Source organism: uncultured Allobaculum sp. (assembly GCF_948576815.1).
GTDB lineage: Bacteria > Bacillota_I > Bacilli_A > Erysipelotrichales > Erysipelotrichaceae > Allobaculum > Allobaculum fili.
This window is the reverse complement of sequence record NZ_CAPAEZ010000031.1, coordinates 14,207-28,348: the sequence shown is the minus strand read 5'-3', so window position 1 is coordinate 28,348 and position 14,142 is coordinate 14,207. Positions and strand designations below refer to the sequence as shown.

General features: G+C 50.1%; 16 protein-coding genes. 12 read left to right on the top strand and 4 right to left on the bottom strand.

The window, feature by feature from the left end; translation table 11 throughout:
* Positions 1–573 precede the first annotated feature (573 nt).
* Positions 574–1,350, top strand: coding sequence for a Cof-type HAD-IIB family hydrolase (locus Q2J39_RS05895; protein ID WP_288339376.1), 777 nt, complete (start codon positions 574–576; stop codon positions 1,348–1,350).
* Positions 1,351–1,425: 75 nt separating this feature from the next.
* On the opposite strand, the gene Q2J39_RS05890 is transcribed toward Q2J39_RS05895, so the two are convergent.
* Positions 1,426–2,610, bottom strand: a complete 1,185-nt coding sequence (locus tag Q2J39_RS05890; protein ID WP_288339378.1) for a sugar MFS transporter — start codon at positions 2,608–2,610, stop codon at positions 1,426–1,428.
* A 108-nt stretch (positions 2,611–2,718) separates the two neighbouring features.
* Here Q2J39_RS05890 and Q2J39_RS05885 point away from each other — a divergent pair, with 108 nt between their 5' ends.
* The 6 genes from Q2J39_RS05885 to Q2J39_RS05860 all read left to right on the top strand — a co-directional run bounded on the left by Q2J39_RS05885 (position 2,719) and on the right by Q2J39_RS05860 (position 6,125).
* The gene (locus tag Q2J39_RS05885) at positions 2,719–3,636 is read left to right on the top strand and encodes an AraC family transcriptional regulator (RefSeq protein WP_230268484.1); all 918 of its coding nucleotides are present in this window, start codon (positions 2,719–2,721) and stop codon (positions 3,634–3,636) included.
* 84 nt (positions 3,637–3,720) lie between these two features.
* A complete protein-coding gene (locus Q2J39_RS05880; protein ID WP_353887487.1) occupies positions 3,721–4,278 on the top strand; it encodes a methylated-DNA--[protein]-cysteine S-methyltransferase in 558 nt (185 codons plus the stop codon).
* A gap of 235 nt (positions 4,279–4,513) precedes the next feature.
* Entirely contained in the window at positions 4,514–4,930 is a 417-nt protein-coding gene (locus Q2J39_RS05875) for a MerR family transcriptional regulator (RefSeq protein WP_288339381.1), read from the top strand.
* The gene (locus Q2J39_RS05870) at positions 4,927–5,445 is read left to right on the top strand and encodes a flavodoxin (RefSeq protein WP_288339383.1); all 519 of its coding nucleotides are present in this window, start codon (positions 4,927–4,929) and stop codon (positions 5,443–5,445) included. The genes Q2J39_RS05875 and Q2J39_RS05870 overlap by 4 nt, the downstream gene beginning before the upstream one ends.
* A gap of 75 nt (positions 5,446–5,520) precedes the next feature.
* Positions 5,521–5,907: a hypothetical protein gene (locus Q2J39_RS05865; protein ID WP_288339385.1), complete on the top strand. Its 387-nt coding sequence runs from the start codon at positions 5,521–5,523 to the stop codon at positions 5,905–5,907.
* Positions 5,904–6,125 (top strand): DapH/DapD/GlmU-related protein, encoded by a 222-nt coding sequence (locus Q2J39_RS05860; RefSeq protein ID WP_288339387.1) that lies wholly within the window; start codon positions 5,904–5,906, stop codon positions 6,123–6,125. The genes Q2J39_RS05865 and Q2J39_RS05860 overlap by 4 nt, the downstream gene beginning before the upstream one ends.
* Before the next feature lie 171 nt (positions 6,126–6,296).
* Here the strand turns inward: Q2J39_RS05860 and Q2J39_RS05855 are convergent, their stop codons facing one another.
* Positions 6,297–7,919, bottom strand: coding sequence for a hypothetical protein (locus Q2J39_RS05855; RefSeq protein ID WP_288339388.1), 1,623 nt, complete (start codon positions 7,917–7,919; stop codon positions 6,297–6,299).
* Positions 7,912–8,631: an ABC transporter ATP-binding protein gene (locus Q2J39_RS05850; RefSeq protein WP_288339390.1), complete on the bottom strand. Its 720-nt coding sequence runs from the start codon at positions 8,629–8,631 to the stop codon at positions 7,912–7,914. Before Q2J39_RS05850 ends, Q2J39_RS05855 begins: the two co-directional genes overlap by 8 nt.
* Positions 8,632–9,031: 400 nt before the next feature.
* Between Q2J39_RS05850 and pyrH the strand changes: the two genes are divergently transcribed.
* The 5 genes from pyrH to Q2J39_RS05825 all read left to right on the top strand — a co-directional run bounded on the left by pyrH (position 9,032) and on the right by Q2J39_RS05825 (position 13,210).
* The gene (gene pyrH, locus Q2J39_RS05845) at positions 9,032–9,736 is read left to right on the top strand and encodes a UMP kinase (RefSeq protein ID WP_230266624.1); all 705 of its coding nucleotides are present in this window, start codon (positions 9,032–9,034) and stop codon (positions 9,734–9,736) included.
* A gap of 64 nt (positions 9,737–9,800) precedes the next feature.
* A complete protein-coding gene (frr, locus tag Q2J39_RS05840; protein ID WP_230266625.1) occupies positions 9,801–10,346 on the top strand; it encodes a ribosome recycling factor in 546 nt (181 codons plus the stop codon).
* 78 nt (positions 10,347–10,424) lie between these two features.
* On the top strand, positions 10,425–11,162 hold the full coding sequence (locus Q2J39_RS05835; RefSeq protein ID WP_288339410.1) for an isoprenyl transferase: 738 nt from the start codon (positions 10,425–10,427) through the stop codon (positions 11,160–11,162).
* Positions 11,152–11,928, top strand: coding sequence for a phosphatidate cytidylyltransferase (locus tag Q2J39_RS05830; RefSeq protein ID WP_230266627.1), 777 nt, complete (start codon positions 11,152–11,154; stop codon positions 11,926–11,928). The genes Q2J39_RS05835 and Q2J39_RS05830 overlap by 11 nt, the downstream gene beginning before the upstream one ends.
* Positions 11,929–12,007: 79 nt before the next feature.
* Positions 12,008–13,210, top strand: a complete 1,203-nt coding sequence (locus Q2J39_RS05825; RefSeq protein ID WP_288339393.1) for an RIP metalloprotease — start codon at positions 12,008–12,010, stop codon at positions 13,208–13,210.
* A 116-nt stretch (positions 13,211–13,326) separates the two neighbouring features.
* Here Q2J39_RS05825 and Q2J39_RS05820 read toward each other — a convergent pair whose 3' ends face one another.
* The gene (locus Q2J39_RS05820) at positions 13,327–14,073 is read right to left on the bottom strand and encodes an SseB family protein (protein ID WP_288339395.1); all 747 of its coding nucleotides are present in this window, start codon (positions 14,071–14,073) and stop codon (positions 13,327–13,329) included.
* Between the last annotated feature and the right edge of the window lie 69 nt (positions 14,074–14,142).

The window sequence follows — 14,142 nt, the reverse complement described above, 5'->3', positions numbered from 1 at the left end:
CAATAGCCGCAAGGCAAAGATAAGTAGTCGCCGAACAAAATGAAATCCCCGAAAGATAAAGGAGAAATCCGATATCTTTCGGGGATTTTTCTTAGGATCGAAAGATTTGATCCTAAGACAGGCCCGTCTGAAAATCCGGTTCGTTTTCCGGACTGGAATCCAAATCCAGTTTGTACATTCCGAATTTTTCGAACGTTTTTCTAACTGGCCTGTCTTTCTGAAGACCAGGAGCCGACAGAGCATAGTCGGCGGTGAAAGAAGAGTCGGTTTTGTTCAAAGGCAAGATTATCCAACAAAACGCAAGATCGTTTAACACGTTGCCAAAATGGAATAGCCGCTTTTCTATTCTCATAATCTGCCCCGCACACAACCCAAAGACCCTTTCAAAAAACGTCCCGCGAAGAAGCCAGATGATTTGGCCAGGCTTTGCGGGATGTGTCTTTCAATGGCCTGTAAAGCGGTTGCGTCCAGTCGGGCAGTCTTCTTTCGAACGCAAGTCGTTTTGCGCATTAAAATGGAAGTGCAAAAAAACGAAATTTCTTGAAAAAGCCGAAAGGAACAGGAGGAGCGGATATGCAGATTAAAGCAGCGTTTTTCGATATTGACGGGACTTTGCTTTCCCACAAACTGAAGGCAGTGCCCCAGAGCGCACTCGATACGATTGAACAGATGCAGAAAAAGGGAATTCTCTGTGTAGCTGCAACCGGCCGTTCCATCATGGAGTTCGATCGTCTGCCTACCCGGGGGATTCGAATGGATGGCTACATTGCGCTGAATGGTCAGCTTGTTCTCGATCAGAATCAGGAAATTCTGAGCGCCCATCCGCTCGAAGATTCCGCCAGAAATCATCTTCTGAAACTTTTCAACGAGAAAGACATTCCGGTTCTGCTGATTGAAAAAGACCGTCTGTATATCAATAAAATCGACGATCAGGTCAGAGCAGCCAACAAGGCTGTTTCCACGCCGCTGCCGCCGGTGGATTCCTGGTCGGGAAATCCTGTATATTCGGCGATTGGCTATATTCCCAAAGAAAAAGAAGAAGAGCTCCATGCTCTTCTTCCGGAATTCACGATTACGCGCTGGTGCGATCAGGCGGTCGATCTGCTTCGAAAAGGCGGAAGCAAGCAGGCGGGCATCGAAGAATTTCTGAAGTTCCACACTATTCGACCTGAAGAAACCATCGCGTTTGGCGATGGAGAAAACGATCTCGAAATGCTCCAGCATGCGGGTATCGGCGTTGCCATGGGCAATGCCAAAGCGATCATTAAGGAAAAAGCCGACTACGTTACAGAGGATGTAGAACACGACGGGATTCAGAAAGCCGCGCTTCACTTCGGTCTGATTGACTGACCATTTTCACAGAACATTTATAAGCATTACCAGACCTCACAAAACATACTGCCGGACAGATTCGACTGTCCGGTTTTATTTCGCTTTTTGAACGGCGGGCTTGCGTGTCTGCTTCTGAAGCCGTTCATGCATGCCGGTCATAAGCAGCAGAATCGCCAGAAGATAGATCGGGAAAATGGAAATCGATAAGAAGCGGGAAAGAAAGCCAAACAGCGGCGGCATGACGCAGCTGCCGATATAGGCACTGGCCATTTCCACACCGATGATCGCCTGTGAGCGATCCGCGCCGAAATGATCCGGGGTGGAATGAATGATGCTTGGATAAATCGGCGCGCAGCCAAGTCCGATCAGAACAAGGCCGACAAGCGCAGCCGTTTCATCTAAAGGGAGAAGCAGAGCGGCAGCGCCAATCACGATGATACCCTGACCGAAACGGACCATTTGTGCATCGTTCATTTTCAGGGTAAGAAAACCGCCTAGCGCACGGCCGATCGTAATGCCGATGAAAAACAGACTCGCAAAGCTGGCTGCGGTATCGGCTGCGATTCCCTTGGCAACAACAAGATAGCTGCTCGCCCAGAGTCCGGCTGTCTGCTCGAGCGCGCAATAGCAGAAAAACGTAATCATGACGGCTTTAACACCGGGAAGAGTGATTATGGCTTTCAGGCTCAGCGGTTTGGATGGTTCTGTATCGGAATCATCGGAACGGACCGGTCTGTCTTTCCAGAGGGGAAGACTGAGAAAAATAATGGCGGTAATAACAATCTGGATGATGCTGATGAGACGATAGCCAAGACTCCAGCTGTGTGCTTGAGTAAGTGCGAAGCCCATGATGTATGGACCGATGGAAGCGCCGACACCCCACATGCAGTGAAGCCAGCTCATGTGCCGGCTGGCGAAATGCAGAGCCACGTAGTTGTTCAAAGCGGCATCGACACTGCCCGCGCCAAGACCGTAGGGAATGGCCCACAGGCAGAGCATCCAGAATGAAGAGCTGATGGAAAAGCCAAACAGGGCGATAGCGGTCATAGCGACGCTGCAGACGGTCACTTTTCCAGCGCCAAATTTACGGGTGAGCCGATCGCTCGAAAGGCTGGAGATCACCGTACCAGCGGAAATGATGAAGAAAATGATCCCCGACCAGGAAAGCGGCACTCCAAAACTCGGATACATGGACGGCCATGCAGAGCCTAAAAGCGAGTCTGGAAGGCCCAGACTGATAAACGAAAGGTAGATCACAGCGAGAAGCAGATGAACCATGAATTGTTCCTCCTTGATTTCTGCTAAGAAAATATCACTGAATTGATACCCAATGTTAGGATAAAATCGACAGGTTTTCAGGAGAATATCACCCAAAGGAGAAAACGGATGGCTTTAAACGCATGCAAGACGATTCAGGTTGACCGACAGGGAAGAGAGCAGATTGAACATGGAACGCCTTTGTTTCCGATCGCCTGCTATCACGACAACATCAGCGAAAGGGAAGTGGCATGGCACTGGCATGAAGAACTCGAAGTTCTTGTCGTCGAAAGCGGAACGGTGCGTGTGGCTGCCAACGGAGAAGACTGTCTGCTCCATGCGGGAGAAGGCGTCTTTATTCAGACGGGTGCGCTGCATGGCGTGTGGCCGGCCTCAGGTGAAGTCTGCCGTATTCATTCTCTGGTGTTTCATCCGCGTTTAGTCGGCGGAAGTCTCGACAGTATTTTCTGGCAAAAATATCTGGAGCCGCTTCTGAGTGATTCCTCCATTTCCATGATCCGTCTGGATCCCTGCGTATCATGGGGTAACGAGGCCTGTGAGGATATCGAAAGCGCGTGGCAGCTTTGCGTAAAGGAAGAAGACGGCTACGAGTTTCGGGTACGGGATCGTCTTTCTCATCTGCTCTTTACACTCGGAAAATCCAGACAGCTGATGGAGCAGAAGCCATCGCGCAAAGCCAGACGGGATGGCGAGCTGATCAAAATCATGCTTCAGTACATACAGGACCATCTGGATCAGCCGCTTTCGCTGGCAGATATTGCCAGGAGTGCACATCTGAGCGAAAACGAATGTCTGCGCTGCTTTAACCGTATGATCGGCAGTACGCCCATTCGCTATATCCGCGAACTGCGCCTGCAAAAAGCAGTATCCCTGCTCGTACAGACGGATGGACGTATTTCGGACATTGCTGCGCAGTGCGGGTTTCTGGAGATGAGTTATTTCGCTCGCGTCTTTCGAGAACGAAACGGCTGTACGCCAGGGGAATATAGAAAACGGTATGGCCCGATGCCGAAGGAAAGCCTTTAAACCAGCGATTTGAACTGGAGCAGGCATTTTGAAGATTTGTTTTCGATCCAGTCGCCAGGATTGTCGTTAAGGAGGAAGACGAAAATGGAACAGATGGTTATCACGTATTACGAGTCGCCGCTTGGAGAGATCACGATCGAATCCGACGGAAACGCGATCACCGGTCTCTGGTTTGAAGGCCAGAGAGAAGCGGAAAAAATCAAAGCGGATTCCGAGAAAAACAGCGCAAATGATTCAGATGAGGATCTGCCGGTATTTGAACAGGCCAGAAAATGGCTGGATCTCTACTTTGCGGGGGAAAACCCGGATTTTAGGCCGGAACTCTCGACGCAGGGCACTCTGTTTCAGCAGGAAGTCTGGGCCATTCTTAAAGCCATTCCGCTTGGTGAGACGACGACGTACGGCGATATCGCCAGAACGATCGCCGCAAAGCGCGGTATGTCCAGAATGTCGGCGCAGGCGGTTGGTCAGGCGGTCGGCTCCAATCCGATCTCGCTTATGATTCCCTGTCATCGCGTTCTGGGCTCCAATGGATTGCTGACCGGCTATGCGGGCGGTGTAGACCGAAAACGGGCTTTGCTTGAGCGGGAAAAAAGCGGAAAAATCGCATCCCCGAACAATGAAAACACCGAAGAAAAATAACTGCTTTAAACCGATCCAGATGGAACTGGCTTTCAAACTTCCAAAACACAGTCTGGACTCCAATACGGGTTCGTTCCCTTTATGAGAACGAGCCTTTTTTGCGTTTTCAACCCATGCCAGAGCAGCCATAAGTGCAGAACAGATGCCGCAAGGATGAATGAACTGAATCTGCACAGAAAAAGGTCGGAATTCGGGAAAAATCCGCCATTTCAATGAGTATGCAGCTTGATCTGGAGTGAACTCGAGGTTGTATAACGTGCTCATGAACATTGCAGAAGTCAGCAAACTCTATGACATCAGTCAGGACACCCTGCGCTCCTACGAACAGATCGGCATGATCCCGCCGGTGACCCGCACCGAGGGCGGCAAGCGGGACTATCAGGAAGAAGATCTTCGCTGGGTCGAACTCGTCAAATGCATGCGCCGGGTCGGTCTGCCGGTCAAATCGATCGTGGAATACGTGACGCTTTATATGGAAGGCGATCAGACCATTCCGGATCGTCTCGAACTGCTTCAGGAACAGCGGCTCGAGCTGGAAGAGCAGAAAGCCCGGATCGATCAGATGATTCAGCGCCTTTCATGGAAAATCGAACGCTACAAGGAAGCGCAGATCACAGGCGTTCTGAACTGGGAGAAAAAGGAGGATTTATGAAAAGTTTAGTCGCTTACTATTCCCACACAGGAGAAAACTATTTTGGCGGGGATATCCGTACCATCACCGAAGGCAATACGGAAAAAGCTGCGAAGGAAATCGCAAAGCTCACCGGAGCGGATCTTTTTGAAATCCGACAGAGCGATCCGTATTCGGATACGTACATGACTTACATTCAGCAGGCGCAGGACGACTCGAATGCACATTGCCGTCCAAAGATAGAAAACCTTCCAGCCAGCCTGGATGAATACGATGAGATCTGGCTTGGCTTCCCAATTTACTGGGACACCATGCCGATGGCCGTTTTCACCTTTATCGACGCCTATGACTGGAACGGCAAGATCATTCATCCTTTCACCACCCACGAAGGCAGCGGACTTGGCCGCGTGCCGGCGGATCTGGTCAAAGAAGCCAAAGGCGCCATCATCACGCAGGGGCTCGCAATTCACGCCAGCTATGTCGATCGCTCGAAAGCCCAGATCGATCACGGGGTCAAAGTCAGCTCGACCAAATAAAAACAGAAGAAACTGGCAGAAAACAGCCTGAGAGAATATCAAAACAGAAAACCGAAAGGATGGAGGAACGAGACGATGGAAAATAAAAACGCTGTAAAAGCAGAAGCCGAAGAAGATGTATACGCGCTGATGGATCAGGGCGGTCCAACGGATAATCGAAAGCCATATTTCCGCCCGGCGGTGGATGAAATGATGCGTTCCCGAACGCTCTGCGCAAAAGCCAACCGAAAACTTCCCGATGATCCGACGTATATGGACGATCTGCGCGAGCTGTTTCATTCCGATCTCGACACCATCCGTGTCCTGACTCCGTTTCAGTGCGATTTTGGAAATCGTGTGAAGTTTGGAAAAGGCGTTTTCATCAACCATTCCGCAATTCTTTCCGCTTCCGGCGGCATTGAATTTGAAGACGGCGTATGGTGGCCCCCGGCGTTCGGATTGCAACAATCAATCATGACATGAATGAACGCCATACGATCTATACCTATGGCAATGTAACCATTCACAAGAACGCCTGGATCGGTATGAACGTGACCATTTGTCCCGGGGTAACGATTGGCAAGTACGCGGTAGTCGGTGCCGGCGCCGTAGTTACGCACGAAATTCCTGACTATGCGGTAGCCGCCGGCGTTCCTGCCAAAGTCATTCGTATGCTCCATCCAGCCGAGCAGAAAGAATAAGCCGAAAAATGGCAGCAGGGAAAACGAACACAGAATAAGTTCAAATTGGAATGAAAAAAGCGCAGCTCTTCCACGGAAAAAAGGGAAGAACTGCGCTTTTCGTCTGCAGTCTGGTCAAATTGACCAAAGCGGGGGTCCGGAGCTTTTGAACAGCCCGCAAATTGTAGAATTCTAGTATTTCTTCTGAATGATGCGTTTCATCCAGGCTTCATACAGGAAGATCAGCACAATGATGCCAATGACTGTGAGGAGTGTCGGAACCCATAAAAATTCAAAGCAGAGAAGGATGAGTGCGATATAGGCAATGGACAGAATCATGTTCGCCATAATGAGGCCGGCAGCCGACCAGTTGTTTTTGAGCGCTTCGTATTCGGTACTCCAGTTCAGTCTGGGAAAGAGAAGGTCTACAATCGCACCCGACTGGCAGGCAGGAATGGAAACCAGAGCCGAGGTCAGAATGAACAGAATGTCCATCCAGAAGGGGATGCTGATCATGTAGTGAATCAAAACGAGATAAAGGAGCGTTGGAAAGAAGGTAAACAGATAGGCGGTCACCAGTTTGACATGAATCTGGGTCAGGAAGGGTACCGGAATGCTTTTCATCCAGTCCACGCCGCGCTGCCCTTCCCGGGTAATCGCCGTGGCGGCAATCATGTTCATGTCTCCGCTGAAGAGAACAAGAACCGAAGCGGCCAGAATCGGCAGGCCAATCTGCATGGACAGGTCGAGAGAAGCGATATTTACCTGCTTCGCCATATCCATCAGTTCTGCAATCGACGGATTGTTCAGAATCACGATCAGAATAATGATCGGACCAAGGAAGGAAGAAAAGACGCAGTTGATCAGATAGGTCGGCGAGCGCAGAAGATTTTTCAGATCGGTTTTGAGCAGCTGACGAAATGCGGTCTGCTTCTTTCTCGAAAAGATGGCTTTCTTTTTCTGAACGGAAGAGGATGAAGCCTGCGAGCTCATGACGGCGGGCAGATAGAACCGATCAGCGCACCAGGCGAAAGCCAGCGCGCTGATGACGGTGCAAAGAAGCAGCCAGAGCAGCGAGAGGAAGGATCCGTCAAGAATGAAGGAAACCGACCAGTTTGTCTGAAAGATGATGTTGCTTCCCATGGAAAACATTTCCGGATTGTTCGTGAGAATCGCCATAACGTTATCGGTCTGTGCACCGATCTGACCGGCATACATGGAAGACATGCTGATGGCGATCGCAAAGATGATGCTGACTGCACCGAAGATCAGATTGAATACATCCTTATTGTGAAAGAACGGAAGGAACCGCATCACAAGCAGGATAATCAGTCCCAGGATAAAGACCATAGAAAGCAGACTCAGAACCATGGACAGGGCCATGGCCAGAATCTGTCCAATCGACAGCGCGTGCAGGAAGGCAGCTGCCCCAATGCTTCCAAGACCGATCACGACGGCGAAAGGAAGGACAGACAGGAAGACAACGATCGTTTTCGCTCCGACAATCTGCCAGGGTTTCAGCGGAAGCGGAAGGAGAAAACGCGCATCCTGCGAAAAGTAGAAGATGGAAGGAAACATGTAGAGCAGCTGGACCATACAGAGGATGGCGGTAAAGAAGAATGTCATCTGAACGGCCATCTTCACAAAACCCATCTGATAGATCACGCCAAACTGCACAGCTATACCAAGTGCAAGCAGCACCATCAGAACAGCTGCGCCAAGCCCGGTCAGAAATTTTTTGCCGAAGAAATTGTTCTTTGTGGAAGAGAAGGTACCTTTGAGCAGATATTTCGTCAGTACCAGCATCTTATGCATCGGCGGTAACCTCCAGGAAGATTTCTTCCAGCGAACGATCCGGATACAGATCGCGGAGCGCCTCGAGCGTTCCGTCATACACGATCTGACCGCTCTTGATCATCAGAATTTTGTCACACAGTTTTTCTGCGACTTCCAGAACGTGGGTAGAGAACAGGACCGTATTTCCGTTTGCGGCATGTTCTTTCATTTTCTTCTTTAACAAAAAGGAAGACGTCGGATCCAGACCGGTCATCGGTTCGTCGAGAATCCAGTTGTCCGGATTGGAGACGAGAGCGCCGATCAGAATGGTTTTCTGACGCATGCCGTGGGAATAGGAGGCAATTTTCTGCGAGAGCGCGTCTGTCATTTCAAATTCGGCGGCGAGCTCTTCGGTTCGCTTTTTCGCTGTTTCCGGATCCACTTCGTAAATGGCGGCCATCATTTCGATATATTCCATACCGCTGAGCCGCAAGAAGAGGTCAGGGGAATCGGGAACGAACGACAGTTTCTTCTTAGCCTCTTCTGGCTCTTTGGAAATGTCGATTCCGTCGATGAGAATGGTACCTTCATCGGAATGGAGAATTCCGGTGATCATGTTGAGGGTGGTTGTTTTGCCCGCGCCGTTTGGACCGATAAAGCCCGTGATCGATCCGGCGGGAATTTCTGCGGTGCAGTGATCCACAGCGGTTTTATTGCCAAAGGTCTTTGTTACATCGCAAAGCTGAATCATAAGGATTTCCTTTCTTTCCCTGAAAAGCAAAGGGAAAATCGGTCCGGAAATTCCGGATACCGGTTTTCGGCTGCTTCTTCTGGATTCTGGCCGCTCTCTGACCAGAACGAGGGCAGACGAAAACTGTTTCCATTATTGAATTGCCCGAAAAGGGAATCAACGGATTTTCAAAAATGTTAGAAAAGGAATCGGGAATTTTTAATCAATCCTGTGTGCAATGAAATTTCCTGATTCAGACAGGATGAGTTTGGAAAGAAACGGTGTCATTTTCCCAGCAGAAAACAGGAAAAATCCTGCGAAGAAAAGGAGAGCCGGGAATGGTCTGCACGCAATGGCCGTTTCTATTTTTTTGACCAAGCCTCATGTATAATGTACGGGAATGAAAAGGACCGATAAACCAATGTATAAACGTGTTTTGCTTAAATTGAGCGGTGAAGCGCTGTCCTCAAAAGACATCAACCTGGACCCGGCGATTCTGAAAACGCTGGCGAAGGAACTCAAGGCTGTTAAAGAAACAGGCGTCGAACTCGCAATTGTCGTGGGAGGCGGAAACTTCATCCGCGGCAAACAGATTCAGGATATGGGAATGAACCGTGCGCAGGCCGATTATATGGGGATGCTGGGAACGGTCATCAACGCGCTGGCTGTCCAGAATGCGCTGGAAAACGAAGGCGTAGATACCCGCGTGCAGACTGCAGTCGAAATGCAGAAAGTGGCTGAGCCATTCATCCTGCGCCGTGCTCTGCGTCATCTCGAAAAAGGCCGTGTCGTTATTTTCGGTGCCGGAACCGGATCGCCGTATTTCTCGACCGATACAACGGCTGCTCTTCGCGCAAGCGAAATTGATGCCGATGTCATTCTGATGGCGAAAAACGGTGTGGACGGTGTTTATGACAGCGACCCGAAAAAGAACCCGGACGCCAAACGCTACGATCATCTGACCTATCTCGATCTGCTCAACAAAGATCTGAAAGTCATGGATTCGACCGCCATTTCCATGTGCATGGATAATGACATTGATCTTGTTGTCTTCAACATGAATGAACCGGGCAACATTGAAAAAGCGGTTCTCGGCGAAGTAGACGGAACAACCATCACCCGCTAGAGACCCATTTGCCCAACGCTCTGGATCAGAAGTTCTGATCCGCCTAAGTAATAAGGAGAAAAATATGGAAAACCAGTATCTTGAAATGGCTGAACTGGAAATGGATGAAGTCATTGAAAACTTTGAAAATAACCTCAAAACCATCCGTACCGGCCGCGCTTCCGCGTCCATGCTCGATCGCGTTCGCGTAGATTATTACGGCGAAATGACACCGATCAACCAGATGGCAAAGATCTCCGTTCTCGAAGGAACGCAGCTCGTGGTTAAGCCATACGACCGTTCCATGGTCAAAGGCATCAACCATGCCATTTCCGCTGCCAACCTTGGCGTTACCCCGCAGGCTGAAGCCGACTGCATCCGCATCAACGTGCCGCCTCTGACAACCGATCGTCGTAAAGAACTCGCGAAAGAAGCGAAGAAATACGCAGACCAGGCCAAAGTCAATCTGCGCAACATCCGCCGCGATGCCAACGACAAGATCAAGAAAGACAAGGAAATTTCCGAAGATATCCAGAAGGAATGGCTCGACGACTGCCAGAAACTCACGGACAAATACGTGAAGAAAGTCGATACGCTCGCAGACGCTAAAGAAAAAGATCTGCTCGGCTAAACATTTAGAAACCCATTCAAAAAGCCCGCTATGGGCTTTTTTAAAAGAAACAGCACAGCCGGAAACTGCCGGCTGTGACTGTTTTTCGATTATGTAAAAGAGGAACGAACTATGGAAAACATTCCAAAGACGGTCGCCATTATCATGGATGGTAATGGGCGATGGGCTAAGTCCCGCGGACTGCCCAGAACCGCCGGTCACAAAAAAGGAGCGGACCGGGTACGCGATATCGCGCTCGAAGCACAGAGACGCGGTGTCGAAAAACTGATTCTGTATGCCTTCTCCACGGAAAACTGGAAAAGACCGGAAGATGAAGTCTCCTATTTATGCAAGCTGCCGGGAATGTTTTTCTCCAGATTCATTCAGGAACTCATGGACAACGACATTCGCGTAACGTTTGCGGGAGAAATTGAACGCTTCCCCCAGAATACCCGGGATGTCATTGAAAAAGCCGTACGGCAGACCAGCCACAACAAGGGTATGGAACTCTGTCTGGCGATTAATTACGGAAGCCGCCGCGAAATGTTACTTGGGATGCAGAAGTATGCCGATGAAGTCGCTGAAGGCGAACGGAAAAACGATCTGAGCGAAGAAGAATTTTCTTCCTATCTTTTCGTTCCAGAAGATATCGATCTTCTGATTCGCACGAGCGGGGAAGTGCGTATCTCGAACTTCCTGCTCTGGCAGATCGCATACGCGGAAATGATTTTTACGCCGATCGCATGGCCGGATTTTGATGAAGCTGCACTCGATGAATGCCTGAAAGAATTCGCGCACCGCAGCCGCCGCTTTGGAGGACTGGTCGATGAAAACTAGAATTCTGACGGCTATTGCGATTATAGCGGTCGTTCTCTATCCCATTCTGGCTGGCGGAACGGCTCTGCAGATTCTTGCCGTCTTCATTGTCGGCGCCGGTGCCTATGAATGGCTCCATTGCCTGAAAAACTATAAAAAATGGGGAATTCCCGTAACCGCAATTTCCATTCTCTGGGTTTTGGGACTACCCTGGGCAATTGGCTATTTTGGCTCTCGCGTTCTGTATACCTACGTCATGCCGATGATTCTGCTGATCTGGGCACTCCCTGTTTTTGTGAAGAGCTTTGATGAAACAAACTGTTTTGCAACCCTCGCGTTTCTCGTCATTTTTGGAATGGCGTATCTCTGCATGCAGTTTTTCATGGATCAGCCGTCCTACTTGTGGACCGTCGTTCTGGCTACGTACGGCAGCGATACCGGTGCCTACTTTGCGGGCCGGTTCTTTGGCAGGCATAAGATGATTGAGCGCGTTTCTCCGAAGAAGACCTGGGAAGGCCTCTTTGGCGGCTGGGTGTTTGGCTTTCTGCTTTCCTTCCTGGTCAGCCTGTTCTATGTGAAGGGCCTTAATTTTGGCCTGAATCTTGCCGTCTGCATTCTCGCTCCGGTTTTCGCCGAACTGGGCGATCTCTGCTTCTCGGTTTTCAAGCGCCACTATCGCATCAAGGATTTTTCCTCCCTGCTTCCAGGACATGGCGGCGTGCTCGACCGGGTCGATTCTCTGCTGATGAATTTCCTGTTATTTGGGATTCTCTACAGCTTTCTTTAAGATTTATTGGATATAATCAACGCGCCTGTACCTTTCGTATTGGCGCGTTTTTCGATTCACGTTTTAGAAAGGAATCCATATGATCAATGTCCTGATCAGCCTGCTTGCATTTATTTTCATGCTCGGGCTAATCGTTATTATTCATGAGCTGGGCCACTTTCTGGCAGCGAGAGCTTTTGGCATTCACTGTCACGAATTTTCCATCGGCATGGGTCCGGCCATTTACCAGAGAAAAGGCAAAAATACGATCTTTTCCATTCGTGCCATTCCGCTGGGCGGCTATGTGAGCATCGCTTCCGATACGGGCGAATACCCGGAGGCGGAAGAAGCCGAAGACGACGCCAGGGAAGTCGTCGATGCAGACTATTCCGAAGCATCCGATGAATTAAAACAGGAAATCCCCGTGCTTTCGGATGATAAGACGAAAGAAAAAGAAGCGGATGAAGAGGAAGACTGGAACGCGAAAGTTCCGCCTGAACAGAAACTCGATCATCGTCCCGCCTGGCAGCAGGTCATCGTCCTTCTTGCCGGTGTGACGATGAACATCGTTCTGGCTCTCTGTCTTATGGCGGTGTTCATCGGCGTGCGCGGTTATGTTCCAATGCCGACTGAGCCAGTCGTTGCGGAAGTCTTTGAAAACTCCCCCGCGCAGGAAGGCGGTCTGCAGCCAGGCGATCGCATCGTCAAAATTACGGCCGAAGACGGCAGCACAGTTGAACCAAAAGAACTCGATGATGTTACGGAGTTTCTCGTCTACAATCACGGCGAATCCGTCTACACCGTATTGCGGGACAATCAGGAAGTGGAACTGAAAATGACACCGCAGTTAAACGAAGAAAGCCGCTCCTATCTTCTTGGCTTTTCCGCGGCAGCTTCGTTCAAAGAAGTCCATGGTCTGGAATGCATCGGCTACGCCTGGGATGAACTCTGGGACAATACCATGCTGATCTTCCGCTCGCTGGGCAACCTTGCGCAGGGCAAAGGAACGGAATCTCTCTCCGGTCCGGTCGGCATTTACAAAATGACCGATCAGATTGTCAGCTATGGCTGGATGCCGTATATCGCTCTTTGCGCGCTGATCTCCCTGAACGTCGGCATCTTCAACCTGCTCCCGCTGCCCGCTCTGGATGGAGGACGCATTTTCATCCTCCTGTTTGAAAAGCTCTTCCGGAAAAAGATGCCGCGCAAGGCGTTCGAATGGGCCATTCTGGGAAGCTATGTTCTTCTCTTCGGACTGCTCATCTTCGCCACCTGGAACGATATCGTAAACTTCTTCCTGTAATAGGAAGTGGAAACCAATTCTCAGCCAAATTCAGGCTAGAAAAACTTTCTGAATCATTTGTCCATATCAAAAAGGGCGGCAGCAGATTTTGCGATCTGCTGCCGCCCTTTGAAGGTTTATTTACGAATGTAAACGGGTTTGAATGTTTCCACGACTTTGGAAACGAGTTCGTCATCGGCCAGAAAGGCGCGCATTGGACCGGCTTTCTGAACGCTCAGAAAAGCCGAAGCAACGGGAATCGTCTTGTTAAGGTCGCCGGAATCGATATCCGCGACAACGCCCCAGCCTTCAGGCTGTCCTTCTTCCTGCGTACGTACCAGCCAGAGACGGGCGATATCTGGATCTAAAGCGGCTGTTTTGGCCAGAGAGAGAACGGCTTCCGGTTTTGCTTCATGGACATCTTCAAAGAAGGAAACGGCTACACCGGCTTCGATGGTATCGGTATGGGAGCTGACTCTGGCTTCCTGGAAGGAGCCAAGGAAGCTTTCCTTATCAAAGGTGATCGGCGTGCCTTCCGGATTGAAGAGCAGGAAGCCGATTTCCTTATGCGCACGCAGCAGCTTCAGCAGTCCCTGGAAGCTGATCTGAATCGCGTGACGGGAAAGTTTCTGTTTTCCCAGTTCGTCCTTGTCGGTGAACACCGGCACAATGCTGCCTTTGGAAGATTGAAAGTCGATGAGGTCGAGCGGGGCAGTGTCCAGAAAGTCCGGATTGCTGAGATCGGCAGGCTTCGGGGCCTCGGTCAGAATGATGTAATAGTTTGATTTGGGAAAGCCCTCGTAAAGGAGCTTCGCGTTTTTTTCGCTCTTGCCCTGAACAAAATTCGTAATCAGCTGTCCAAGAGGAAGTGTAGATAAAGCCATAAAATCACCTTTCTTAAGACCGGTTCCCACAAGAACGGTCAGATTTTCTTCATTTTGACATCAAAAACC